This is a genomic window from Clostridium gasigenes (assembly GCF_900104115.1).
Lineage (GTDB): Bacteria > Bacillota > Clostridia > Clostridiales > Clostridiaceae > Clostridium > Clostridium gasigenes.
In genome coordinates, this window is sequence record NZ_FNJM01000002.1 from 322,729 (window position 1) to 345,968 (window position 23,240).

Below are 23,240 nucleotides of genomic sequence, written 5' to 3' on the forward strand. Positions count from 1 at the left end.
TTCAATTTATTAAACAAAAGAAAGCGAGGTTTCAATATAATGGAACGTTTATGGACAAAAAACTATATAAAGCTGACAATTACAGCACTACTGCTATTTAGCGGTTTTTATTTACTAATGCCAACACTACCTATGTTTATTAAAGAATTAGGTGGAAGTGAATCTCAGGTTGGATTTATTGTTGGAGTATTTACAATTTCTGCAGTAATTATTCGTCCTATTATTGGAGGATTAATGGATAAATATGGCCGACGAGTATTTATAATAAGTGGGCTACTATTTTTTGCAATTACAATGTATTTTTATAATTGGGTACTAGGAATTGCTTTCTTAGTGGTTTTACGTATCCTTCATGGAGTTAGTTGGGCAATGGCTACAACTTCTATAGGAACGGCTGTAACTGATGTTATTCCACAATCTCGTCGTGGAGAAGGAATGGGATGGTATGGACTTTCAATGACTTTAGGAATGGCTCTTGGCCCAATACTCGGTCTTTGGGTAGCAAAATCATATTCATTTAATTATCTATTTTTACTATGCACAGTATTAGCAATTATTGCATTTATTCTTGCATTTAGTACAAAAATACCAGTAATTAAACATACACAAAAAAGCACAATATCATTTTTTGAAAAAGACCTTTTACCAATGGCTATTGTTACATTTTTCCTATCAATAACTTTTGGTGGAATTACAACATTTTTACCACTGTTTGCGGCAAAAATTCAAGTTAATGTTGGTACTTTTTTCTTAGTATATGCTGCAACACTTGCAGTAATTAGACCAATTACAGGAAAAATATCTGATAAATATGGAGAAGCTGTCATTATTATTCCTGCGCTTTTCACACTAATTATCGCACTATTAGTCTTAACATTCACAAATGGAATTGTTGGACTAGTTATTACAGCTATTTTGTACGGAATTGGATTCGGCTCAGCACAACCTGCCCTTCAAGTAGCTATTCTAAAATTAGCTAAACCTGAAAAAATAGGAGTAGCTAATGCCACATTTTTTACTGCTTTTGATTTAGGAATTGGTTTTGGATCTATTATTCTAGGATTTGTTTTACAACTCATAGGCTATAAACTGTTATTTATTGTTTGTGCTATCTCTGCTTTTATTAGTCTATTAATTTTTATTTTCTTTGTAAAAAAGACATTAAAATAACTTTTTAGCTATAAAAATACCTTATGACTTTTTAAGCCATGGCTTCCAAGTAAAGTTTTATAGAAAGCCAGCTTCAATTATGGTAGGATACACAAAAACTTATAATACAAGTTTTTTAAACTATAAAACCTATGCACACTCTATGCATAGGTTTTATTTTTTCTTCTTCAATCATCGTTTCACTTCTGTAATTATATTAATAATTACAAGGGAAATGCAGATTAAATTCAAAATTAATATTTCTCTTAGTTATATTAGATACATTTCTCCCACTGTAATTTCAAGAAATGGAAGTAGAGCTTTGCCACTTTCATTAACAGAGTATTCCACATGAGATTCATTTCGTTAGATTGTTGCCCAGAAACAACACTAATATCCTCTAAATTATAAATAGCTAGCGTTAACATTGTGTTTTTAATATTTGGAATTGCTTTTTTCAATTCTCCAAAACGTCTAGAAGGCTGGTTGATTCAACGTAATTTATTTAATTAATATATTAGTCCTCAGTGAGTGCATAATAAAGTTTTCCATCATAACCACTATAATTAGGATTATCAACTTTAAGACTTTGTTTAAACTTCATTCCCATTTTCTCTATTACTCTTTTTGAAGCTACATTATCAGACTTTACTACTGCAATGATTCCCTTTAATCCTATTATATCAAAGCCATACTGTAGAATTGCAATAGCTGCTTCAGTGGCTAATCCTTTTCCCTAATATTCGCCAGATAAGCCATAAAACATCTCTACATCTTCTGGTTTGCAATCAAGGAACCTAAACCACACCAGCCTATTATAAATTTAAATGTATCGATAATATGTACTATTATATCATCGTATATTTTTACTTTATTATATATGTTTGTGCTATTTTCATTATAATAATTATGGATTATACTATTTAATTTGTTTTTATCATCAATATCTATATTACTTATCAATAAAAATCATGAGTTGCCATGTAATATTTTTTCTCTTCATAATTACTCCCTTTTACACCTTTCTTATGATAAGGTATTTTCAACTTTAAAACTAGCCTTAGCTATTAATTTCACTTAGCTAAGTCTAGTTTTCGCATTTATTTATGGTACGGTTCCCTATTCATTATTATAAATTATTTACTTGCAAATTTATTTATAGCATATATATATTCTGCAAAATCGCCTAAATGTTTTTCTATAATCATTTGAACAACTTTCATATTAACATTCTCATAATTATGAACTGCTATATTTCTAAATCCAACCATTGATTTCATCTTATTTGATAATTTTTTCTCTACTACTCCATTAGACTCTAAAACTTCAAATCCATCTCTACTATTTTGTGGTATACCAAGTTTCTTTTCTGAAACTATATGCATAGCTAAATCAATTGAACATTCACATGCTCTTTGAATATTTAAAATAATAGAATACTGTTTGGTATAATCCTCTAAACTTTCAGGATTACCACAATAAACTTCCTCTATTCTATTTATGCATCTTTCTATACTAGAAATTTTATTAAAAATTATATCCTTTAATATTTCCGCTCTTTCTTCATTTAGCAATGCATATTCTTTGAAGCTTCTCATTTCAAAATACATTCTTTTATTCTCATCATTACAGAATATTTTTTTAGCTGTCCCTATGATTTGTGCTTTAAAAACAGTTGATGCCTTTTTCATATCTATTAAATCAACATCTCTATTAAAAATACTTGCAAGTTCTTGTGCTTTCATAAAACAAATATATTCGTCAATGTCATCATCTGATAAAAAAGAAATATCAATATCACTCTCGTTTCTTAGTTCACCTCTACTAGCTGATCCAAATAAATATATAATTACAGGATTGAAATCTTGTAATAATTTTATTGCTTCATCTAATTTTTCTTCAAAATCCATATGATCACCTCTCTTATTTAAGATTATGATAAATCAATATATTTTAAACAACAACTTCAAATATACTATTATCTTCAACACAATACTCATGTGTTCCATAACTACACATTATCCTATACTCTACATGAACCATCATGATTATCTTTAAACATTTCTGCGCGTCTTTTCTTATTAATATAATTAACAGCTCTCATTTTAAATCTTTCTGGTTGTTTGTATTTATAAAATGCAACTAAGTCTGCAGATATAAATAGTGCATCCATAACTAGATATTTAAGATCTCTAAGATTTTCTTGGTCTTTTTCTTCTACTTTTTCAACATCTATTCTTATTTTTATTGATTCAAAACTATTTTGAGCACATAAAAGTTCTTCTTTGATTTGTGTCTCATTGCAATCTCCAAGGTCACTATTAACTAATCCTTCTATAAAATTAACATAATCATTATTTACTCTAGTATATTCTTCATAAGCTTTTATTAAATTCATTTTTACTACCTCTTTCTCTCTAAGTAATATTAGTCATTTCTAAATAAATAACAGTCCAGTTTTTTCTATATCATACGTGTAAGCCAATAAATTTTCTCTTTGGATATTTTGAATCCTAGATTTTCTTGAAGTTTAGTTGATGCTTCATTTCCTATTACAACTTGACCATAAGGGATTCTATTTTGATATAACGCCAAATTTGTAGCATATATTTGCAATGAAGTTGCTATTCCCATTTTCCTATATTCAGGTAACACATCTAAAAGTCCAATTGACCCTTCTTCATGAGTACCTACAAATCCTACTAATTTATTATCAATAAATGCTCCAAACATAGTTTTAGACTTTATTCTTTCTCTTATATATTCAATCCCAGTTGTAAAGTCATTATGATACTGGCTAAAAACATCACTGGTATATTCCTCTGTAAGAAGTTTTATTGTTCCAGGACAATTTGAAATTGGAAGTGGCTCACTTTCTATATAAACAGTTTGATAGCAATACATTTCATTTATTGCATTAAATCTTTCCTTTAAATATTCATAATATAAATCCTGATGGCCAACTACAAGTTCTGTTGAATCTGGAATTTTATCTATTAACTTTTTAGCATCTTTAAAATTATTAGCACTAATCATAACAACTTTGCTAGATACATCTTCAATTAATACCCCATCTTTATTTAGATCAATTATTTTATGCTTATTTCTTTTAATACAATCAATCATATCTACATTTAATAAAAAATCCTGTGATAAAAATTCTATAATTTCCTTATTATTCATAAATATTCTCCCCTATTTTGGCCATAGTATTATTTAAATGAGCCTTATGTTACTTACTATTTTTTTTGTAAAGCGCCTTAATTCCCCTAGTAATCCATTCTGGTGCATATGTTGAAGTTCCACCTTTAGGAACCTGTCTCTTATCTAACTTACCTAAACTCTCTCCAACTTCAATACATTTTTGTGTGTATTCTGAAAAATGTATACCTATTTCACATAAACAACGGTTCATAGATTCTTGCTTACATCTTGGAGCATCCTTCATTTCGTTTTCTATTTTTTTAATAATACTATCAAGATCCAAATCTATAGCCCTATCTATAGTATTTTCACTTATTACTTTTGCAATTATAATATCCCAAGCTGCACGACCTCTACACTCATCATCTGAATCAACTAATTCATTATATAATTCATCTGCATAAATTGTTTTTGCTATAACATTATAAACAAACTCATCTACTAATACAGAATAAGTAAGTCCATCAATCATCTCCATTATTTCATTTGCGGATAATTCATCTTTATCAATAATCATAGTAGAAAGTATTCTAGCATCTACATTTCCACTTTTCCAAAGTTCCATTGCAAGAATATGATTTATTTTAAGTTTAATAGCTAATACTCTTAAATTACCAATGGCAACTCCAAATTGATTATCTCCAGCATTTTTCTTTGCATTTGTCTTTCTTCTTGCTTCTGTTCCCCATGCTTCAAGCAGTGAAAAAACCTCATCAAAGGTCATTTCTGAACTCATTTTTAAATTTTCCAATGTTTATCACTCTCTTCATCTTTATTTATCCACTGCACTTTTTTTAAATAATATCTTAGCAAATTGATCTATTACTATTTTAAAAAGTATCCAATATCTATTAAATTAATCTTTTCTATAAACTTACTATATAGCTTTTGCATATGTGGTTCATTTATTGTGTACTCTTCTAGTTTATCTAGCTCTATCCACTTAACACCACTATTTTCATCCTCTTTAACTACTAACTCTTGCTCTTCATTTGCTTCTAATAAATAAGCTGATGATAGATGTAAATGAGGTGCTACATATTTACCTTTTTTAATATGGCTTTTAACTTGAAGCACATCTAATGAGAATATATTTGGTACTATAACTTTAATATCTGTAACCCCTGTCTCTTCTTCTAATTCTTTAATTGCAACTTTTAGCAGATCAGCATCCCCATCGCAATGCCCACCTGTCCATGACCATGAGTTGTATATGTTATGATGAATCATAAGAACTTTATCTCTTTTTTTATTAATTACAAATGCTGATGATGTCATATGTACAATTTCATTATTTCTAGTTAAAATATCTTCAAATGTTTTTATGCATTTTAAAATTATTTTCTTATCCTTTTCTTCTTGTTCATTAAATGTCTTATATCTTATTATTGAATTAATCCATTCCATAAATAACTCTCCCCATTGTATCGCCCTTAATATTTATCAAAGTCATTATTTTTTATTTGAATTTAATATTATTGTGGTCTTAACTGACAGCTATTACCTTCACATCTATATGCATTTTCACCATCATAGCCTATTTCACTTAGCATTTTTCTTACTACTCTTTTTCCTATTTCATCTTCTGTCATTTCACATAATGCATCTTCTATCTTTGCCCAGCCTATTCCTTCTACTTCATCAGATTTTTCTATTTCTCCATCTAAGTACTTAGCCATAAATGTTAGCATTAATATTTCTTTATCTTTTACATAGTCAGAGCCTAAGTACTTAACATCTTTTATCTCTAACCCAGTTTCTTCTTTAACCTCTCTATATACTGCATCTTCTGCTGTTTCATTATTTCCTACATAGCCTGAAACAAGAACCCTAGAATTCTTAAATATATAACTTTGCTTTAATAAAAGAATTTCATCACCTTTTATTATAGCTACAACTATACAAGGTCTTGGAGTATCAAAAAACATTATATTATCATGTTTACAATAAGGAACTCCACCCTCATCCCAGCTATATTTCTCGTCTAATTTTTTCCCACACATAGGGCAAAATTTAAATATCATAAAGTATACCTCTCTTTTCTTAATTATACTATAATATTATCTCTACAGGTTCATTTATTGATAATCCATCTTCTTCTACTATACAATTATATGCAAAAACATCTACACCGCTTTCTTTTGCCAGTCTTAAAGCTATTCCAAAGGCTGGATCTCTTTCATCTTGAGGTGAAAACTTATCAACCTCATCTAATTGTATTAAGAACATAACACCAGCTCCATAGCCTTGCTTTTTAGCTTCTATTAATTCCATTAAGTGTTTTGTCCCTCTTTCTGTTGGAGCATCTGGAAACCTTGAATACCTATTTTCCTCTAAAGTTACTCCCTTAACCTCCAAATAATATACTTCATCTTCATCTGTGGATAACTTAAAATCAAATCTACTTTTTCCAAAGGTCTTTTCTCTTAATATATTATTATATTTCTTGAGTTTTTCTATTTTACCCATTTTTAAGGCTTCATCCACAACTTTATTAGGTACTTGCGAATCTATGCTTATTAATTTATCACCTTTTAACGCTGCAACCAAATCATATTTAGTTTTTCTTGTTGGATTTAGCTCTTCTCTTAAATATACTCTGCACCCTTTAACCAATATTTCCCTGCATCTTCCTGTATTTGGAACATGTACAATAATTTCTTCATTATTCAACAAAACCAGAGCATTAAATCTATTTGGTCTTTCTAAAAATATTGCTTCAAATATTTTTTTTTCATACTTCATACAGTTTTCACCTCTAAATATCCTATTTTTCGACTAAATTTACTATATAATTAAAATCATTTTTCTGAAAATTAAAAAAAGTTGTCCACAGTTTACTCTATTTTTATCCTATTTTTGGTTTTTATTCTTTAATTTGGTTTAATAATAGTTATTATTGAAGGGTTATCCACAGAACTTATCCACATTGTGTTGATTTTGTGGATAAGTATGTTTTTTCCAAAAACTTGATTTTTTCCCTTTTTATTCACTTTATATTTTTCCCTAAAAATCATCATATTGTTACACACAATATTTTGCCCCATATATGTTGTGTCAATACTTTTTTTGCGATTTTTAAAAGTTGTCCACCGTTTTTCGAAGTTATCCACATTTTGTGGATAACTTTCCACATTGTTAACAGCCTATATATTAGTATAACAAGACTACTTATAAAGAAAATAACAATTCAATATATAAAATATACTAGTATGTTGCCTTGTTATTTTTTTTAATATTCATTATTCTACTTCAAATAAATACATTAATATATCTTCAACCTTTACCCCATGATAACTAGGTTTTAAAGCTTTAAACTTTTTTTTAAATTTTATTTCAATTCCATCTATATAACTCAAAGTAAATGGTAAATAACTACTTATCACTTTAATGTATTCTTTAGAAAAGTATTCTTTACTATCAACAATTGCAAAAAGCACCATGGTTATGCAGTTATTTTTTATAAGTTCTTTTAGCTCTTTTATATTTTCTCCTTTAAAACAGGTAGCATTATCTACTATATCTATAATTATATTTATTAACTTATTAATAATTTTATCTAGATTATATTTTCCTGCTAATTGAGATATTATTGTCATATGATTTTTTTCTAAATCTGAATTAACATCTTGAAGATCATCACATAGTTGAAGCAAAAACCCATATCCATAAGCAAATATTTCTTCTTCTTTTGTAAGTTCTCCGCAAACTAAATATCCATCTACTAAAACAGAAGCTCCACCTTTTTCAATTGAAATATTAAGCATATCTCTTTCATATGGCATACTAACTGATTCTTGCTCATACAAACTTTTTTCCTGACCTTGCTGTATTAATAATAACCCTTCATAGACTTTTGGATAATCAACTCTATTAAATACCTCTTCAATACATTCAACTAGCTTATATACCTTTTCTTCATAACTATCTTTAGCTTCTATATTTTCACCACTTAGTCTTTTAGAAAATCTTTTATTAAAATCATTCTTGCTTTTTAAAGTTACTTTTGTATCATCTAAATAATTATCTGTATATGGATAAAGCATACTATAACCAAATATGGCCTTGCTAAATTCAATATCTCTTCCTATTATTTTTTGAAAAATATTAACTATCCATACATTTCTCATAGCTTGCCCAATGTCTTTATACTCTATATTTTCATCAAATTCTCTACAAGTATTTATAAATATTTTTGTACTTTTAAAAAATTGTTCTTTCATTTTTTTATCTAAAGTTCCAAGTCTAAATGTATCCTCTACCTCAATCATTTTATCAACATATTTATTACCTGTATTTCTCCATACTTTTCTTTCTTCAACATCCTTTGGGAATTCACCTATATGTTTAATTATTTTATCTATAAATACTTCTAAAGTCTTTTCTCTTTTCTTTTTTTCTAAATAACTAATTTTTTTCATATTTATATTTAATTTTGCACTAGTTTTCCACCACATATTACTGTATAAATCATTTAAATAGTCAATATTTTTAAGCACTCCCCATCCCCCTTTTTTTGAAACTCCCTTAGGAATATTTAAATAAAAAGGCTCCCTTATGGGAACCCTTTTATTTAAATATCTATATTATTAATAATTAACCTAACAGAGGCTTAATAGCTGTAACTATTGTATCTATTCTTCTTAACCCAAAATCTGATCCTTTAGCTGAATAATACTTAACACCTTTTAAATCTAAATCTTTTTTAACTTTTGCATCAACAACTAACATTTCTGGTGATATAAGTACAAGGTCTATATTGTCCTTTTCAACAATCTCACCATATTGATTTTCATTAGCAAAAATCCATTCTATATCTAATGTATTCTTTTCTGTAAATTCTAATGTAGCTTTCTTAAAAGCTATTGATTGGCCTGTCCCCTTGCACATAACTAAAACTTTTTTCATAATTATATCTCCCTTTTCTCATACCCATAGTATTTATTTTTTTATTAACTGTTCATAATTATTATATCACTTTTTCCCAAATTTAGAATACACCTTCTCATTTTTTTAATACTTTTTACATTTATGATCTAGACAAGACGGGGATGTCATAATAAAATGACATCCCCGTCTTGTCTATATACTATTCATTTATTGAAGGTAATGCACTTAAGTTATTTCCTTCATTATCATCTGGTAAACTTCTTAAATATTCTTCACCTTTACGGGAAATTCCTACTGCAACTCCTGCAATATGACCTTCTTTTGCCATTTGAACACCTTGTTCTTTTGAAATTTTTTCTCCATTTGAAAGTTCATAGCCTGTAACATCACCTGAATTTTTTACTAGCTTTGTTATTTGCATAGCCTCACTATCTGGATTTGGAACTACTTTATTAATATTTATTGGTAATCCACCCATCATTCCATCGTTATTGTTATTATCACTCATATAAAAGTACCTCCTTATTTTTATACTATTAGATTTCCCAAGAAAGTTCTTTTAATACATATTAATTTAATTAAGTGCCCCTCAAAAAATAATAAGCCAAGATGCTAGTTTTTTGCACCTTGACTTGTTATTTTTTAAATTTGCTAAAATTCAATTATTGGGAATCCTTTTCCTGTTACCTCTTCTATATGCGCTACTGTTAGAAATGCGTCTTTATCTATTACTTTTATAAATTCTTTTAATTTACCTATTTCCTTTTTCTCTAAAACTGTATATATTACATCTTTACCTGTCCCATCAACCATATTGGAAGCTTTCAAATGTGTACAACCTCTTTCAAGGGTATTCTTAATGTAATTTGATATTTCATTGTTTTTATCACTTACTACTGTTATTTGCTTTTTAGCATTAAATATTCCTATTAATTTATCTATCATAGGTCCATTTCCTAATACACATAATAGTGCATAAAATCCTGTATCTAATCCAAATATTAATCCGGCTAATAATGTTACTAAAAAATCAACCATAAGTAATGATATTCCTATATTAAATGTTGTATATTTGTTTAATATTTTTGCTATAATATCAGTTCCACCTGTAGATGCATTTGCATTAAATACTATCGACATTCCTATAACTACTAATATTGTTCCAAAAATTGATGCTAACATTAAATCATTTGTAATAGCTTGTGGCTTAAAAAACTTTTCCATAAACCATATTATTGCTGACAATCCAAAACTTGCATATATAGTCTTGAAACCAAACTCAGGTCCTATTATTAAGAATGCAATTACATATAAAATACTATTCCCTACAAATAGCATTCCTCCAATTGTTATACCTGGAATTAAATGATTAACTATTAGCGCAACCCCTGATAATCCACCTGCTGCTAAGTTGTTTGGAGCATAAAAATATACAAGTGCTATTGCAACTAGTACTACTCCAAAAGTAATAGTGACGTAACTTTTTAACTCTTCAATAAAATTCTCTTTATTCATTTGTTTCACTCCTATAATGCATTTATAAATGCCTAACTATTTAAAATTAGGTTTATTACTATTAATTAACTATTCATATTTATTACAGTGCCTTGTTATTATTTTTAAACCCACTTAATAGAATAACAAATTTTTTTAAAATTTAATAGTAAAAATAAAAAAATACTAAGTTCAAATAATATGAACTTAGTATTTAAACTTATAGAACTGCAAGAGAATAACTAGTCAAAGATTCTGACTAGTTATTTCTTCAAATATTACTAATCCAGAATAGCTTCTGCTTGTTCTCTTAATAATTCTATTTTATTTTCTGATTCTACTACTGAAAATTTATAAACATCTGTGAAGTTGTAGAAATAATTTGCAAAGGCTATTCTCTTTGTTCTTGATATTCCAAATTGCTTTGCTATATTATCTAAAAATTCAACTTCCTTATCTCCATATTCACCATCTACTAATGCAAGTCCTATAAGTTCAAAATAAACTATTTTTTTTATTCTGTCCTTTGATTCATTTAAAGTTTGTAGTGATTTATCAAAATTTAATTTACCTATTATGTCTTTAGTTAATTTTAGGTCTTTTAAATAACCTTCTAAAACTTCCTTTTCTTCTTTTGCAAATGTATTATCCACATTTGCGAACTCTGAAACTACATTTATAAATGCAGTTGCTTCATTTTCATTTAATTCATTTAAAAACATGATACATACTCCCCCAAACTCTAATATTTATTTTACTATATCTTTCATTATAACTAATATTATATATTTTTTAAATAGATTGATTATAAATTCTTAGTATATTTTTCTAAGGTCTCCATACTTCTGCTATAACCCCATCTATTTTTTGTATTGCTTTTTCTACTGCCTTTTGTTTATCCTCTTCTGTAAATCCTGTCCCATCTACTAATAATTCCTCAAATCTTTTTATTCCAGCAAACTTCATTATATCCTCTATATAATTTACACCTTTATTCATTACCATTTTTAAAATCCAAGGTATTGATGCCCCTGAGGATTGAATATAAACCATACCTCTTTGTTTATCATCTAATAAGCCATCTATTTTATCTTTATTTATCTCCACTGTTTTCCCTTCTATAAGAATACAATCAATATATTCCTTTAAAGGCGCTGGAAATGATAAACTCCACATTGGTGCTGCAATAACATACATATCCGCTTCTTTAAATTGATCTGCTAATTTAACTATTTTATGAACTTCATCTTGACCTTTTTTATCCAATTTATTAAATGACTCTTTTTCAACTAAACAATTTCTATTTTCAAAATACTCATATTGAAGCCTTGGTAATTCAGTTTCAAAAAGATCTAACTCTTCAACTTGAAAATCATTATATGTTTCTAAAAATCTATTAACAAATGCTCTTCCAACAGTTTTGCTTGCTGAAAGTTCTTCTGGCTTTGAATTTACTGTAATGTATAATAACTTTTTCATAAATAAAACCCTACCTCTACTAATTTATTTTAATTAGTATTTACGTTATAGATAGGTTTAATTCATTTCTTTATGATGATACTTGTTCAAGACACTTTTATACTTTATACATTGCTTAATATTACTTATAATTTAAATTTGTTAAATTCATTCATTATATCTCTTGTTTTTGAACTTAAACCTTGAGCTGAAATTGCAACTTCTTCACTTGCTTGGTTTAATTCATTGCTTGATGCTGATATTTCTTCAGATGAAGCTGATACTTCTTCTGAAATTGCTGATATTCCCTCTATATTCTTAACTATATTATCTTTATTTCCTTTTATTTCCGCAAACTCTTTATATGTATTATTTAATTCTGGAATAATACTTTCTACAGAATCTGCAATATTATCAAATACTTCTAATACATCTCTTATATTATCTTTTTGATTTGTTAATTCGTTATTTATATCATTTGTTTTCAATACTATAGCATTAGTATTTTGACAAGATTCAGTTATTATTCTATCTATCTCTTCTGAACTTGATTTACTTTGTTCAGCTAAGTTTCTTATTTCATCTGCAACTACTGCAAATCCTCTTCCCATTTCACCAGCTCTTGCTGCTTCAATTGCTGCATTTAAAGCTAATAAATTTGTTTTATCTGATATTTCTTTAATTAAATTTGTTATTGAACTTACTGTAGTCATATTTTCGCCTAAGGTTGAAATATTGCTATTAAATTCATTGAACTCTTTATCAAATTTATTTACTGAATGTTCCATTTTTAAAACTGTAGCTTTAGATTCTTTTGTCTTTTTATCTATTTGAATAGCATTAGTATTTACATTATTAACATACCCAGATACAATATCTATTTTATCTGAGAACTCATCTATTGTTATAGTTATATCACTTATTGAACCAGCTTGCTCAGTGTTTCCATTCGCCACCTCATTAATAGCGTTTGTAATATCACTTGTGGAAGATGCTAATTCCTCTGAGAATGATGATAAACTTGTAGCTTCACTATCTATTTCATTCCCTATATTCTTTATACTTAAAATCATAGTACTAATTGAATATTTTAATTCTTCTAGAGCCTTGCTTATAGTTCCTATTTCATCTTCTCTATCTAATAATTCTTTTTCTATTTCTACTGTAAAATCACCCTTTGAGATCACATCTACTTTTTCAGTTATTTTCTTTATTGCTTTTGATAACTTATCAGCAAATAAAGCTGTTATTAAAATACCTACTAATATAGAAATTAGTGTTAAAATTAGTGCTGTATTTTTAATTCCCTCAACACCAGCTAGTATATCATCATACTCAGCAAATATTCCTATAGACCATCCGCTATCTCCAACTGGTGAATAACTTATTGTTTTCTTTTTACCACCATAGCTATATGTACCTATTCCATCTTCACCATTAATCATTTTGGTTTCTATTTCTGCTAACTCCTTTAAATCTACATCACTTTTTGAGGCTTCTATAGAATTATCGAAAGTATTTACTAATTCTTGATTTGGATGCGCTATTACGGTACCTTTTCTATTTAACATATAAGCACTTCCAGTTTTTAAGAAAGTAATTTCTTTTATAATAGAACTTATTTCCGCTGCTGGTCTTGTATATTCAAGTATTGAAATTACTTTGCCATTATTATCTTTAATAGGTATTCCATACGCTATTATAATTTCATTATCTACACTGTCTATAAATGGTTCCGATATAAATATATTTCCCTCCACTGTCTTTTTGAATATATCTTGTCCACTTATATCTATTATTTTACCTGTAGATAATGTTAACTTCCCATCTGTAGTTATTATACCTATAGACTTATGTTCATACAATTTCATATTATAATTTAACATTCTATTTTTATCTTCTATTGATGAATTTAAATTCTTTATAATAGGGTCACTGGCAACTGTTAATCCCATTGTTACTTGTTCACTTAATTTAGCTTCCACTAACTTTGCAGCTTGTACAGACATTGTATCCATCATACCCATAGTATTATCTATATTAGATTGTCTTGCTTCTAAATAGAAGACACCTGAAAATACTAGGGTAATAACTACAATTAAAGTCCCAAAATTTCTTATCATAGACCCCTTTATACTTTTTGATCTGCTATTATTAAATCTTAAGTTCATGATTAACTTCCTCCCACTATTTTATTTTTTCATTTCAATATGTTATCGTTCTACTTAATAAATACTTGATATTTTTTAAATAAATATTGTAATTTAATTATAATATTTATTAAATTTGGCTGTTTTTTCATATAATTATTTAATATAAATATAAAACAAGCACCAAATTTATTATATACATCTATTATTTTAATTTAATAATAGATTTCATAATAAACTTGATGCTTGATATGATATATTTCAACATAATTTGCAACACTTATTAAATACAAGAAAATTTAAATAAGCATTGAAACCCTGAATGGTATTTTATTATAATTTGAATTTGTTAAATTCATTCATTATATCTCTTGTTTTTGAACTTAAACCTTGAGCTGAAATTGCAACTTCTTCACTTGCTTGGTTTAATTCATTGCTTGAGGCTGATATTTCTTCTGATGAAGCTGATACTTCTTCTGATATTGCTGATATTCCCTCTATATTCTTAACTATATTATCTTTATTTCCTTTTATTTCTGTAAACTCTTTATATGTATTATTTAATTCTGGAATAATACTTTCCACTGATTCTGCAATATTATCAAATACTTCTAATACATCTCTTATATTATCTTTTTGATTTTTTAGTTCATCATTTATATCATTTGTTTTTAATACTATAGCATTAGTATTTTGACAAGATTCAGTTATTATTCTATCTATCTCTTCTGAACTTGATTTACTTTGTTCAGCTAAGTTTCTTATTTCATCTGCAACTACTGCAAATCCTCTTCCCATTTCACCAGCTCTTGCCGCTTCAATTGCCGCATTTAAAGCTAATAAATTTGTTTGATCTGATATGCCTTTAATTAAGTTTGTTATTGAACTTACTGTAGTCATATTTTCGCCTAATGTTGAAATATTACTATTAAATTCATTGAACTCTTTATCAAATTTATTTACTGAATGTTCCATTTTTAAAACTGTAGCTTTAGATTCTTTTGTCTTTTTATCTATTTGAATAGCATTAGTATTTACATTATTAACATACCCAGATACAATATCTATTTTATCTGAGAACTCATCTATTGTTATAGTTATATCACTTATTGAACCAGCTTGCTCAGTGTTTCCATTCGCCACCTCATTAATAGCGTTTGTAATATCACTTGTGGAAGATGCTAATTCCTCCGAGAATGATGATAAACTTGTAGCTTCACTATCTATTTCATTTCCTATATTCTTTATACTTAAAATCATATTACTAATTGAATGTTTTAATTCTTCTAAAGCCTTGCTTATAGTTCCTATTTCATCTTCTCTATCTAATAATTCTTTTTCTATTTCTACTGTAAAATCACCCTTTGAAATCACATCTACTTTTTCAGTTATTTTCTTTATTGCTTTTGATAAATTATCGGCAAATAAAGCCGTTATTAAAATACCTGCTAATATAGAAATTAGTGTTAAAACTAGTGCTGTATTTTTAATTCCCTTAACACCATCTAGTATATCATCATACTCGACAAATATTCCTATAGACCAGCCTCTATCTCCAACTGGTGAATAACTTATTGTTTTCTTTTTACCACCATAGCTATATGTACCTATTCCATCTTCACCTTTAATCATTTTAGTTTCTATTTCTGCTAACTCTTTTAAACCTACATCACTTTTTGAGGCTTTTATAGAATTATCGAAAGTATTTACTAATTCTTGATTTGGATGTGCTATTACGGTACCTTCTTTATTTAGCATATATGCACTTCCAGTCTTTAAGAATTTAATATCTTTTACGCTATTACTTATTTCGTCTGCTAAACTTGTATACTGAATCATTGAAGTTACCTTGCCATTATTGTCTTTAATAGGTATCCCATAAGCTATTACCATTGCTCCATCTATACTACTTATATAAGGATCTGCTATATATACATTTCCCTTCATTGTTTCTTTAAAAAGTTCTCGTTCACTTATATCTATTGGGTCTCCTGAAGTTAATATTAACTTTCCGTCTGTAGTTGCTATACCTATACTCTTATGTCCATATAATTCCTTGTTATTATTTAATACTCTCTTTTTATCTTCTATTGATGATTTTGAATCTCTTATAATCGGATCATTAGCAACTGATAATCCCCTTGTTACTTCTTCACTTAATTTAGCTTCCACTAAATTTGCAGCTTGTACAGACATTGTATCCATCATATCCATAGTATTATTTATATTAGATTTTTTTGCTTCTAAATAGAATACACCTGAAAACACTAGTGTAATTACTACAATTAAAGCTCCAAAACTTCTTATCATAGACCCCTTTATACTTTTTGATTTGCTATTATTAAACCTTAAATTTATCATAAACTTCCTCCTACTATTTTATATTTTTTCATTCCAATATGTTATCGTTAAACTTATAAAATACTTAACATTATTATTAATTAATGTCATAATTTAATTATAATATTAATTAAATTTAGCTATTTTTTTATATAATCATTTAATATTAATATAAAATAAGCACCAAATCCATTATATATATCTATTATTTTTAATAAAACAATAGATATGAATAATAAACTTGATGCCTAATATGATAAATTACAACATAATTTGCAATACTTATTAAGTACAATAAAATTTAAATAAGCATTGAAACCCTGAATGGTATTTTATTATAATTTGAATTTGTTAAATTCATTCATTATATCTCTTGTTTTTGAACTTAAACCTTGAGCTGAAATTGCAACTTCTTCACTTGCTTGGTTTAATTCATTGCTTGAGGCTGATATTTCTTCAGATGAAGCTGATACTTCTTCTGAAATTGCTGATATCCCCTCTATGTTTTTAACTATATTATCTTTATTTCCTTTTATTTCCGTAAACTCTTTATATGTATTATTTAATTCTGGAATAATACTTTCTACAGAATCTGCAATATTATCAAATACTTCTAATACATCTCTTATATTATCTTTTTGATTTGTTAATTCGTTGTTTATGTCATTTGTTTTTAATACTATAGCATTAGTATTTGCACTTGATTCAGCTATTATCTTATATATTTCTTCTGAACTTGATTTACTTTGTTCTGCCAGGTTTCTTATCTCATCTGCAACTACTGCAAATCCTCTTCCCATTTCACCAGCTCTTGCAGCTTCAATTGCTGCATTTAAAGCTAATAAATTTGTTTTATCTGATATTTCTTTAATTAAGTTTGTTATTGAACTTACTGTAGTCATATTTTCACCTAATGTTGAAATATTACTATTAAATTCATTGAACTCTTTATCAAATTTATTTACTGAATGTTCCATTTTCAAAACTGTAGCTTTTGATTCTTTTGTCTTTTTATCTATTTGAATAGCGTTAGTATTTACATTATTAACATACCCAGATACAATATCTATTTTATCTGAGAATTCATCTATTGTTATAGTTATATCACTTATTGAACCAGCTTGCTCAGTGTTTCCATTCGCCACCTCATTAATAGCGTTTGTAATATCACTTGTGGAAGATGCTAATTCCTCTGAGAATGATGATAAACTTGTAGCTTCACTATCTATTTCATCACCTATATTCTTTATACTTAAAATCATAGTACTAATTGAATTTTTCAATTCTTCTAAAGCCTTGCTTATAGTTCCTATTTCATCTTCTCTATCTAATAACTCTTTTTCTATTTCTACTGTAAAATCACCCTTTGAAATTACATTTACTTTTTCTGTTATTTTTTTTATTGCTTTTGATAGATTATTTGCAAATAAAGTTGTTATTACAATACCTGCTAATATAGATATTAGTGTTAAAATTATTGCGGTATCTCTAATACCCTTAACACCATCTAGTATATCATCATACTCAACAGTTATTCCTATAGACCAACCTCTATCTCCAATTGGTGAATAACTTATTGTTTTCTTTTTACCATTATAGCTATATGTACCTATTCCATCTTCACCATTAATCATTTTAGTTTCTATTTCTGCTAACTCTTTTAAATCTGCATCACTTTTTGATTCTTCTATAGTATTACTTAAAGTATTTACTAAGTCTTGATTTTTGTGTGCTATTGTTACCCCTTTAGAACCAATTACATATGCACTTCCAGTTTTTAAAAAAGTAATATCTTTTATAATATCGCTTATTTCAGTTGCTGGTCTTGAGTACTCAACCATTCCAATTACTTTTCCATTATTATCTTTGATAGGTATTGCATATGCCATTAGCATTGTCCCATCTATTTGATCTACAAATGGCTCTTCTACATATACAGAACCCTTTATTGATTCTTTGAAAATATCATATTGACTTATGTCTATTGTTTTTCCTGAAGTTAATGCTAACTTACCATCCGTAGTTGCTATACCTATAGACTTATGTCCATACAATTTCATATTATCATTTAACACTCTATTTTTATCTTCTATTGATGAGCTTGCATTTCTTATAATGGGATCATTTGCAATTGCTAACCCCATTGTTATTTCTTCATTTAATTTAGCTTCAACTAACTTAGCTGATTGACTAGACATTGCATTCATTATATCCATAGTATTATCTATATTAGATTTTTTAGCTTGTGAATAGAATACAACCGAAAACACTAGTGTAATTACTACAAATAGAGCACCAAAATTTCTTATCATATCACTTTTTATACTTCTCGACTTATTGTTACCCCTTAATTTTTTCATCAGCTTCCTCCTACTATTTTATATATTCAATGTATTATCGTTATATATTATTGAATACTTAACTATATTTTCGACACAATAAAAGTTTTTTCTACATTTTTATTATGACTTTATTTTAATTTTATCGTTTTCATATTGATATCGATACAAAAATAGGCACTAAATTTATTTTAGGTTGATTTTTAATAAAATCAACCTAAAACAAACTCAATGCCTACTATAATATTTATATTATTCTCTTTTAAAATAACTTTCCAATAGTATGTTCATATTGCCTAGTTTTTTTGAAACAAACTTAATTTACTTGAGTTAATAATCTTTTTATTATATCTCTTAATTTAACTTCTCCAAGTTCATCATGAGCTATTGCCACTACTAGCTTAATATCATTATCTGATGGCTCCCACTTATATGTTCTAATTTCTATAATAGCTTCTTCTGGAAGGTAATCTTCTATTTCAATTGCAAGCTCTTCCCCTAACGCTACATATTCTTCAAATAATTCATCTTCTGTTAAATCATCTAAATTACAAGTATCTTTTATTTCATCATTTAAAACATCTAAATCAATACTTATGTTATAAGCTATAATATCTTCTCTTTTTGAACCTTTAGTCATATCTTTAATTATTTTCATTTCTGTATTTGCTTCTATCTTTTCCTTTATCTCTGTGCTATCTACAATTTTATTTCCAAATGCTACGTACATATTAATCCACTCCTATTTATTACTATGGAACCTTATGCCTATTCAAAAAATAATAAGCCAATATGATTCCTAATATTAATTTTCTCACCTACCATTATAATCATAACTTATTATAATAGTCACTATATGATACTAATTTTTATAATTAATTATAAATAAAAATCTATTTTTATAGGTTCACTTTTATTTTGACATATAAAATCACCCCATTAAATGAATTTTACAACTCTTTTTAGCTGTTTCCACTTAACAGGGTGCAGTTCATATATGTCTATTAAAAAATTTTTTTCCTAAATTATGCTCCGAACATTGATAATACTTTTCCTAATATAACTCCAATTACTCCAAAGTCAGCATCTGAGAATGTTGTCCCACCGAACCCTAGTCCTGCTAATACTGGAAGTAATAATGCTGGCAAGAAAGTAATTAGTAATCCGTTTGCGAATGATCCAAATATTGCTCCACGTCTACCACCTGTTGCATTACCAAATACCCCGGCTGTTGCTCCGCAGAAGAAGTGAGGTACAACTCCTGGAAGAATTGCTGGTGCACCTAATGCTATTAGAATGAATAACCCAACTAGTCCACCTAAGAAGCTACATAAGAAGCCAATTAATACTGCATTTGGTGCATATGGGAATACTACTGGGCAATCTAATGCTGGTTTAGCATTAGGAACTAATTTCATAGCTATTCCTCTAAATGCTGGAACTATTTCGCCTAAAATTAATCTAACTCCTGCAAGTATTATAAAAACTCCACCTGCAAATGTTATTGATTGAATTAATGCAAATACTACTAAATTTTTACCGCCACTAATTCCTGCAACAAATTCTGGACCTGCTGCAAATGCAACTATTAAGAATAATGCTAACATTGTTATTGAAATAGCTACTGACGTATCTCTTAAAAATGTTAAACTTTGCGGAAATTTAATTTCTTCTGTTGATTTTGATCCTTTTCCAACTACTTTACCAACTAAAGCTGATAAAACATATCCGAATGTACCAAAATGTCCAAATCCAACTTCATCTGTACCTGTAATTTTTCTCATAAATGGTTGTGCCATTGCAGGCATTAAAGACATTGTTAACCCTAAAAGGATTGACCCAACAATTACTGCCGTTGTTCCAGTGATTCCACCTGCATATAATATAGCTGCAAACATACAAGCCATATATAATGTATGATGTCCTGTTAAGAATATGTATTTTAATTTTGTGAATCTAGCAATTAATATATTAGCTACCATACCAAATGCCATAATTAAAGCTGTAGTTGTTCCTAAATTGTCCAACGCCATTCCGACTATCGCTTCATTGTTTGGAACTATACCTGTAATCCCAAATCCATGTTCAAACATTTTCCCAAAGTGCTCAAGTGAGCCTACAACTATACCTGCTCCACCACCTAATACTAAGAATCCCATTATTGTTTTTACTGTTCCTGATATACAATCTGAGAATGATTTTTTTTGCAATACTAAACCTATAAGTGCTACTACCCCCACCAATACAGATGGTTCGCTTAATATGTCAACTATAAAATCTAACATTATTATTTCGCCTCCAATTTAATTATCTTTTCTTATATATGGTTTAATTTCTTTAATACTTCTACTAATTTTTCTTTTAATTCCTTTGAATCTATCATATTGTTTAATGAAATAACTTCTCCGCCTAACCCTTCTAATCTACTTGAAAGATCTCTTGTTGCTACATAAACATCAGCTGGAGTTCCTTTTGCTGAAGATAAATCTGAATGAGCTACCTCAATACCCTTTATTCCTAAATCCCTTAAAACATTTTCAATATTCATTTCAATCATAAAACTACTTCCTAAACCTGACCCACAACACACTAAAATTTTCATAATAAATTCCTCCTAAATTTTATTTATTTATATTTTTTTATAATATTACTTACATCTTTAACCGATTTTGCGTTAAAAATCATATCTAAATCTTTACTATTCATTAACATTTCCATTAATTTAGATAATAAGCTAACATGTCCCGTATTATCCTTTGCTGCTAATGTTAGTACTAATGTAACTGGATCGTTCAACTCACTTCCAAATTTGATTGGATTTTTCAAAGTCATTATGCTCATTCCAGTTTTATTTACTCCAGCTTCTGGTCTCGCATGTGATAATACAATTCCAGGTGCAATTACCATATATGGTCCTAAATTCTCAAAATTTTTAAATATTTCTTCTTTATAGCTTTTTTCAACTATGCCCTTTTCTTCTAACATAGCTACTCCATTTTCTATCGCTTCTTTCCAATCTTTACAATCTACTTGTACTTTTATAAATTCTTGTGTTATTATTTTTGCTAACATTTTGTTCACCCCGTACTTTATTTAACTCCCTTGCTACAATATCATTATATTATATTTCTCCCCCTACTTGAATAGGTTTACACCACCTTCTATTTCTAATTAAAAGTGAAGAAATGAACTTATTTATTTTTCTACCTATTAAACAGAAAAAGGACATGCATTTTCAGCTTGCCCTTTTTCTATTTATTCAAATATCCCTAAGTACTAATAAATTTCTATTTTACTAACTCTGTGCACTCTCGTGCTATATCTTCAGCTGTCATTCCATACTTCTTAGCTAAAAATTTCATTCCTCCAACTTCTCCAACATGATTCAAAACTCCTAGACTTCTCATTAATGTAGGGCACTTTCTGCATGATACTTCTGCAATTGCACTATATAATCCACCCATTACATTATGATTTTCAATTATTACTGCCTTTTTAGTTTTTGCTAATGACTTAATAATTGTTTCTTCATCTAAGGGTTTTATTGTTGGAATAGAAATAACCTCAGCATTTATACCTTTTGATTCTAATATTTTGCTAGCTTCTAATGCTGCATTTGTCATTAAACCAGTTGAGAATATTGTTACATCTTCTCCTTCTTTTAACACATCTGCTTTTAGCATGTCATATTTATAGTCCTCTCCATGTACTCTTGGTACTTCTTTTCTTGGCATTCTTATATAAACAACACCTTTATAATCAACTGTATTTAATAAAACTTCTCTTAATTGAACTTCATCAACTACATCAATTATTACTAAACCAGGTATGCTTCTTAAAACTGCAATATCCTCAAAGCTCATGTGAGTTCCACCATTTGTTTCTGCTGCAATACCTGCATCTGTAGCTATAATTTTAACACTTTGCTTCGCATATGCTAGTGAAATTGCTATTTGGTCACATATTCTTCTTGATGCAAATGCTGTGAATGTACAAATATATGGGTTCATTCCATAAGCACTCATTCCCCCTGCCATACTTGCCATGTTTTGTTCACTTATCCCAACATCAAATGCTCTTTCTTTAAATATTTTCCTAAGTGGCATTGTTCCATTTGCCTCTGCTAAGTCAGCATCCATAAATATTATATTTTCATGTTTTTCCATTAACTCTTTCATTGTGTCACATAAAACTTGTCTCATTTCCATAATTATAT

General features: G+C 28.1%; 23 protein-coding genes and 2 pseudogenes. 1 reads left to right on the forward strand and 24 read right to left on the reverse strand.

The annotated features are described in order from the left end of the window. Positions 1–39 precede the first annotated feature (39 nt). On the forward strand, positions 40–1,170 hold the full coding sequence (locus BLS77_RS06500) for an MFS transporter (RefSeq protein ID WP_089967132.1): 1,131 nt from the start codon (positions 40–42) through the stop codon (positions 1,168–1,170). Between the two features lie 254 nt (positions 1,171–1,424). Here the strand turns inward: BLS77_RS06500 and BLS77_RS20735 are convergent, their stop codons facing one another. From BLS77_RS20735 to BLS77_RS06615, 24 genes and pseudogenes are all read right to left on the reverse strand, one after another. Then, the gene (locus BLS77_RS20735; RefSeq protein ID WP_139164824.1) at positions 1,425–1,640 is read right to left on the reverse strand and encodes a winged helix-turn-helix transcriptional regulator; all 216 of its coding nucleotides are present in this window, start codon (positions 1,638–1,640) and stop codon (positions 1,425–1,427) included. A 26-nt stretch (positions 1,641–1,666) separates the two neighbouring features. Continuing rightward, positions 1,667–1,873, reverse strand: a pseudogene (locus tag BLS77_RS20740) (GNAT family N-acetyltransferase); the annotation flags it as partial. 412 nt (positions 1,874–2,285) lie between these two features. After that, complete coding sequence (hepT, locus tag BLS77_RS20280; RefSeq protein ID WP_242873956.1) at positions 2,286–2,699, reverse strand: type VII toxin-antitoxin system HepT family RNase toxin; 414 nt, start codon at positions 2,697–2,699, stop codon at positions 2,286–2,288. Then, a pseudogene (gene mntA / locus BLS77_RS20285) lies at positions 2,685–3,059 on the reverse strand (type VII toxin-antitoxin system MntA family adenylyltransferase antitoxin); the annotation flags it as partial. The pseudogene mntA and the gene hepT, both read right to left, overlap by 15 nt. A 113-nt stretch (positions 3,060–3,172) precedes the next feature. Next, positions 3,173–3,547, reverse strand: a complete 375-nt coding sequence (locus tag BLS77_RS06515; RefSeq protein ID WP_089967138.1) for a hypothetical protein — start codon at positions 3,545–3,547, stop codon at positions 3,173–3,175. Positions 3,548–3,612: 65 nt separating this feature from the next. Continuing rightward, a complete protein-coding gene (locus BLS77_RS06520; RefSeq protein ID WP_089967140.1) occupies positions 3,613–4,332 on the reverse strand; it encodes a GNAT family N-acetyltransferase in 720 nt (239 codons plus the stop codon). Between the two features lie 49 nt (positions 4,333–4,381). Continuing rightward, the gene (locus tag BLS77_RS06525) at positions 4,382–5,104 is read right to left on the reverse strand and encodes a DNA alkylation repair protein (protein ID WP_089967142.1); all 723 of its coding nucleotides are present in this window, start codon (positions 5,102–5,104) and stop codon (positions 4,382–4,384) included. A gap of 74 nt (positions 5,105–5,178) precedes the next feature. Beyond that, the gene (locus tag BLS77_RS06530) at positions 5,179–5,760 is read right to left on the reverse strand and encodes an NUDIX hydrolase (RefSeq protein WP_089967143.1); all 582 of its coding nucleotides are present in this window, start codon (positions 5,758–5,760) and stop codon (positions 5,179–5,181) included. A gap of 68 nt (positions 5,761–5,828) precedes the next feature. Continuing rightward, positions 5,829–6,377: an NAD(+) diphosphatase gene (locus BLS77_RS06535; protein ID WP_089967145.1), complete on the reverse strand. Its 549-nt coding sequence runs from the start codon at positions 6,375–6,377 to the stop codon at positions 5,829–5,831. A 28-nt stretch (positions 6,378–6,405) separates the two neighbouring features. Further along, positions 6,406–7,098, reverse strand: a complete 693-nt coding sequence (gene sfsA / locus BLS77_RS06540) for a DNA/RNA nuclease SfsA (RefSeq protein WP_089967146.1) — start codon at positions 7,096–7,098, stop codon at positions 6,406–6,408. 497 nt (positions 7,099–7,595) lie between these two features. Further along, a complete protein-coding gene (locus BLS77_RS06550; RefSeq protein WP_175490796.1) occupies positions 7,596–8,852 on the reverse strand; it encodes a hypothetical protein in 1,257 nt (418 codons plus the stop codon). A gap of 97 nt (positions 8,853–8,949) precedes the next feature. Beyond that, positions 8,950–9,261 (reverse strand): PTS sugar transporter subunit IIB, encoded by a 312-nt coding sequence (locus BLS77_RS06555; RefSeq protein WP_089967150.1) that lies wholly within the window; start codon positions 9,259–9,261, stop codon positions 8,950–8,952. Positions 9,262–9,442: 181 nt separating this feature from the next. Continuing rightward, complete coding sequence (locus BLS77_RS06560) at positions 9,443–9,751, reverse strand: DUF3892 domain-containing protein (protein ID WP_242873948.1); 309 nt, start codon at positions 9,749–9,751, stop codon at positions 9,443–9,445. A gap of 143 nt (positions 9,752–9,894) precedes the next feature. Beyond that, on the reverse strand, positions 9,895–10,758 hold the full coding sequence (locus tag BLS77_RS06565; RefSeq protein ID WP_089967152.1) for a YitT family protein: 864 nt from the start codon (positions 10,756–10,758) through the stop codon (positions 9,895–9,897). Positions 10,759–11,018: 260 nt separating this feature from the next. Continuing rightward, positions 11,019–11,459, reverse strand: a complete 441-nt coding sequence (locus BLS77_RS06570) for a tellurite resistance TerB family protein (RefSeq protein ID WP_089967154.1) — start codon at positions 11,457–11,459, stop codon at positions 11,019–11,021. A gap of 106 nt (positions 11,460–11,565) precedes the next feature. Beyond that, positions 11,566–12,216 carry an FMN-dependent NADH-azoreductase gene (locus BLS77_RS06575; protein WP_089967156.1) on the reverse strand — a complete coding sequence of 217 codons (651 nt, stop codon included), beginning with the start codon at positions 12,214–12,216 and terminating at the stop codon, positions 11,566–11,568. 125 nt (positions 12,217–12,341) lie between these two features. Further along, positions 12,342–14,366 carry a methyl-accepting chemotaxis protein gene (locus tag BLS77_RS06580; RefSeq protein WP_089967157.1) on the reverse strand — a complete coding sequence of 675 codons (2,025 nt, stop codon included), beginning with the start codon at positions 14,364–14,366 and terminating at the stop codon, positions 12,342–12,344. 312 nt (positions 14,367–14,678) lie between these two features. Further along, complete coding sequence (locus BLS77_RS06585) at positions 14,679–16,706, reverse strand: methyl-accepting chemotaxis protein (protein WP_089967159.1); 2,028 nt, start codon at positions 16,704–16,706, stop codon at positions 14,679–14,681. Between the two features lie 314 nt (positions 16,707–17,020). Continuing rightward, positions 17,021–19,045 carry a methyl-accepting chemotaxis protein gene (locus BLS77_RS06590; protein WP_089967161.1) on the reverse strand — a complete coding sequence of 675 codons (2,025 nt, stop codon included), beginning with the start codon at positions 19,043–19,045 and terminating at the stop codon, positions 17,021–17,023. A 295-nt stretch (positions 19,046–19,340) separates the two neighbouring features. After that, positions 19,341–19,754, reverse strand: coding sequence for a hypothetical protein (locus BLS77_RS06595; protein WP_089967163.1), 414 nt, complete (start codon positions 19,752–19,754; stop codon positions 19,341–19,343). Positions 19,755–20,049: 295 nt separating this feature from the next. Then, positions 20,050–21,309 (reverse strand): PTS ascorbate transporter subunit IIC, encoded by a 1,260-nt coding sequence (locus BLS77_RS06600; RefSeq protein ID WP_089967166.1) that lies wholly within the window; start codon positions 21,307–21,309, stop codon positions 20,050–20,052. Positions 21,310–21,341: 32 nt separating this feature from the next. Next, positions 21,342–21,626, reverse strand: coding sequence for a PTS sugar transporter subunit IIB (locus BLS77_RS06605; RefSeq protein ID WP_089967167.1), 285 nt, complete (start codon positions 21,624–21,626; stop codon positions 21,342–21,344). Between the two features lie 23 nt (positions 21,627–21,649). Then, complete coding sequence (locus BLS77_RS06610; RefSeq protein WP_089967169.1) at positions 21,650–22,096, reverse strand: PTS sugar transporter subunit IIA; 447 nt, start codon at positions 22,094–22,096, stop codon at positions 21,650–21,652. A gap of 215 nt (positions 22,097–22,311) precedes the next feature. Then, positions 22,312–23,232 carry a transketolase family protein gene (locus tag BLS77_RS06615; protein WP_089967171.1) on the reverse strand — a complete coding sequence of 307 codons (921 nt, stop codon included), beginning with the start codon at positions 23,230–23,232 and terminating at the stop codon, positions 22,312–22,314. Between the last annotated feature and the right edge of the window lie 8 nt (positions 23,233–23,240).

Bases quoted from the DNA above. Each gene is read 5' to 3' on its own strand.
- BLS77_RS06590 (WP_089967161.1), bottom strand. From the start codon at position 19,045: ATGAAAAAATTAAGGGGTAACAATAAGTCGAGAAGTATAAAAAGTGAT.
- BLS77_RS06555 (WP_089967150.1), bottom strand. From the start codon at position 9,261: ATGAAAAAAGTTTTAGTTATGTGCAAGGGGACAGGCCAATCAATAGCT.
- BLS77_RS06595 (WP_089967163.1), bottom strand. From the start codon at position 19,754: ATGTACGTAGCATTTGGAAATAAAATTGTAGATAGCACAGAGATAAAG.
- BLS77_RS06615 (WP_089967171.1), bottom strand. From the start codon at position 23,232: ATGGAAATGAGACAAGTTTTATGTGACACAATGAAAGAGTTAATGGAA.
- BLS77_RS06565 (WP_089967152.1), bottom strand. From the start codon at position 10,758: ATGAATAAAGAGAATTTTATTGAAGAGTTAAAAAGTTACGTCACTATT.
- BLS77_RS06530 (WP_089967143.1), bottom strand. From the start codon at position 5,760: ATGGAATGGATTAATTCAATAATAAGATATAAGACATTTAATGAACAA.
- BLS77_RS06535 (WP_089967145.1), bottom strand. From the start codon at position 6,377: ATGATATTTAAATTTTGCCCTATGTGTGGGAAAAAATTAGACGAGAAA.
- BLS77_RS06610 (WP_089967169.1), bottom strand. From the start codon at position 22,096: ATGTTAGCAAAAATAATAACACAAGAATTTATAAAAGTACAAGTAGAT.
- BLS77_RS06575 (WP_089967156.1), bottom strand. From the start codon at position 12,216: ATGAAAAAGTTATTATACATTACAGTAAATTCAAAGCCAGAAGAACTT.
- sfsA (WP_089967146.1), bottom strand. From the start codon at position 7,098: ATGAAGTATGAAAAAAAAATATTTGAAGCAATATTTTTAGAAAGACCA.
- BLS77_RS06515 (WP_089967138.1), bottom strand. From the start codon at position 3,547: ATGAATTTAATAAAAGCTTATGAAGAATATACTAGAGTAAATAATGAT.
- BLS77_RS06585 (WP_089967159.1), bottom strand. From the start codon at position 16,706: ATGATAAATTTAAGGTTTAATAATAGCAAATCAAAAAGTATAAAGGGG.
- BLS77_RS06520 (WP_089967140.1), bottom strand. From the start codon at position 4,332: ATGAATAATAAGGAAATTATAGAATTTTTATCACAGGATTTTTTATTA.
- BLS77_RS06580 (WP_089967157.1), bottom strand. From the start codon at position 14,366: ATGAACTTAAGATTTAATAATAGCAGATCAAAAAGTATAAAGGGGTCT.
- BLS77_RS06570 (WP_089967154.1), bottom strand. From the start codon at position 11,459: ATGTTTTTAAATGAATTAAATGAAAATGAAGCAACTGCATTTATAAAT.
- BLS77_RS06500 (WP_089967132.1), top strand. From the start codon at position 40: ATGGAACGTTTATGGACAAAAAACTATATAAAGCTGACAATTACAGCA.
- BLS77_RS06605 (WP_089967167.1), bottom strand. From the start codon at position 21,626: ATGAAAATTTTAGTGTGTTGTGGGTCAGGTTTAGGAAGTAGTTTTATG.
- BLS77_RS06600 (WP_089967166.1), bottom strand. From the start codon at position 21,309: ATGTTAGATTTTATAGTTGACATATTAAGCGAACCATCTGTATTGGTG.
- BLS77_RS06560 (WP_242873948.1), bottom strand. From the start codon at position 9,751: ATGAGTGATAATAACAATAACGATGGAATGATGGGTGGATTACCAATA.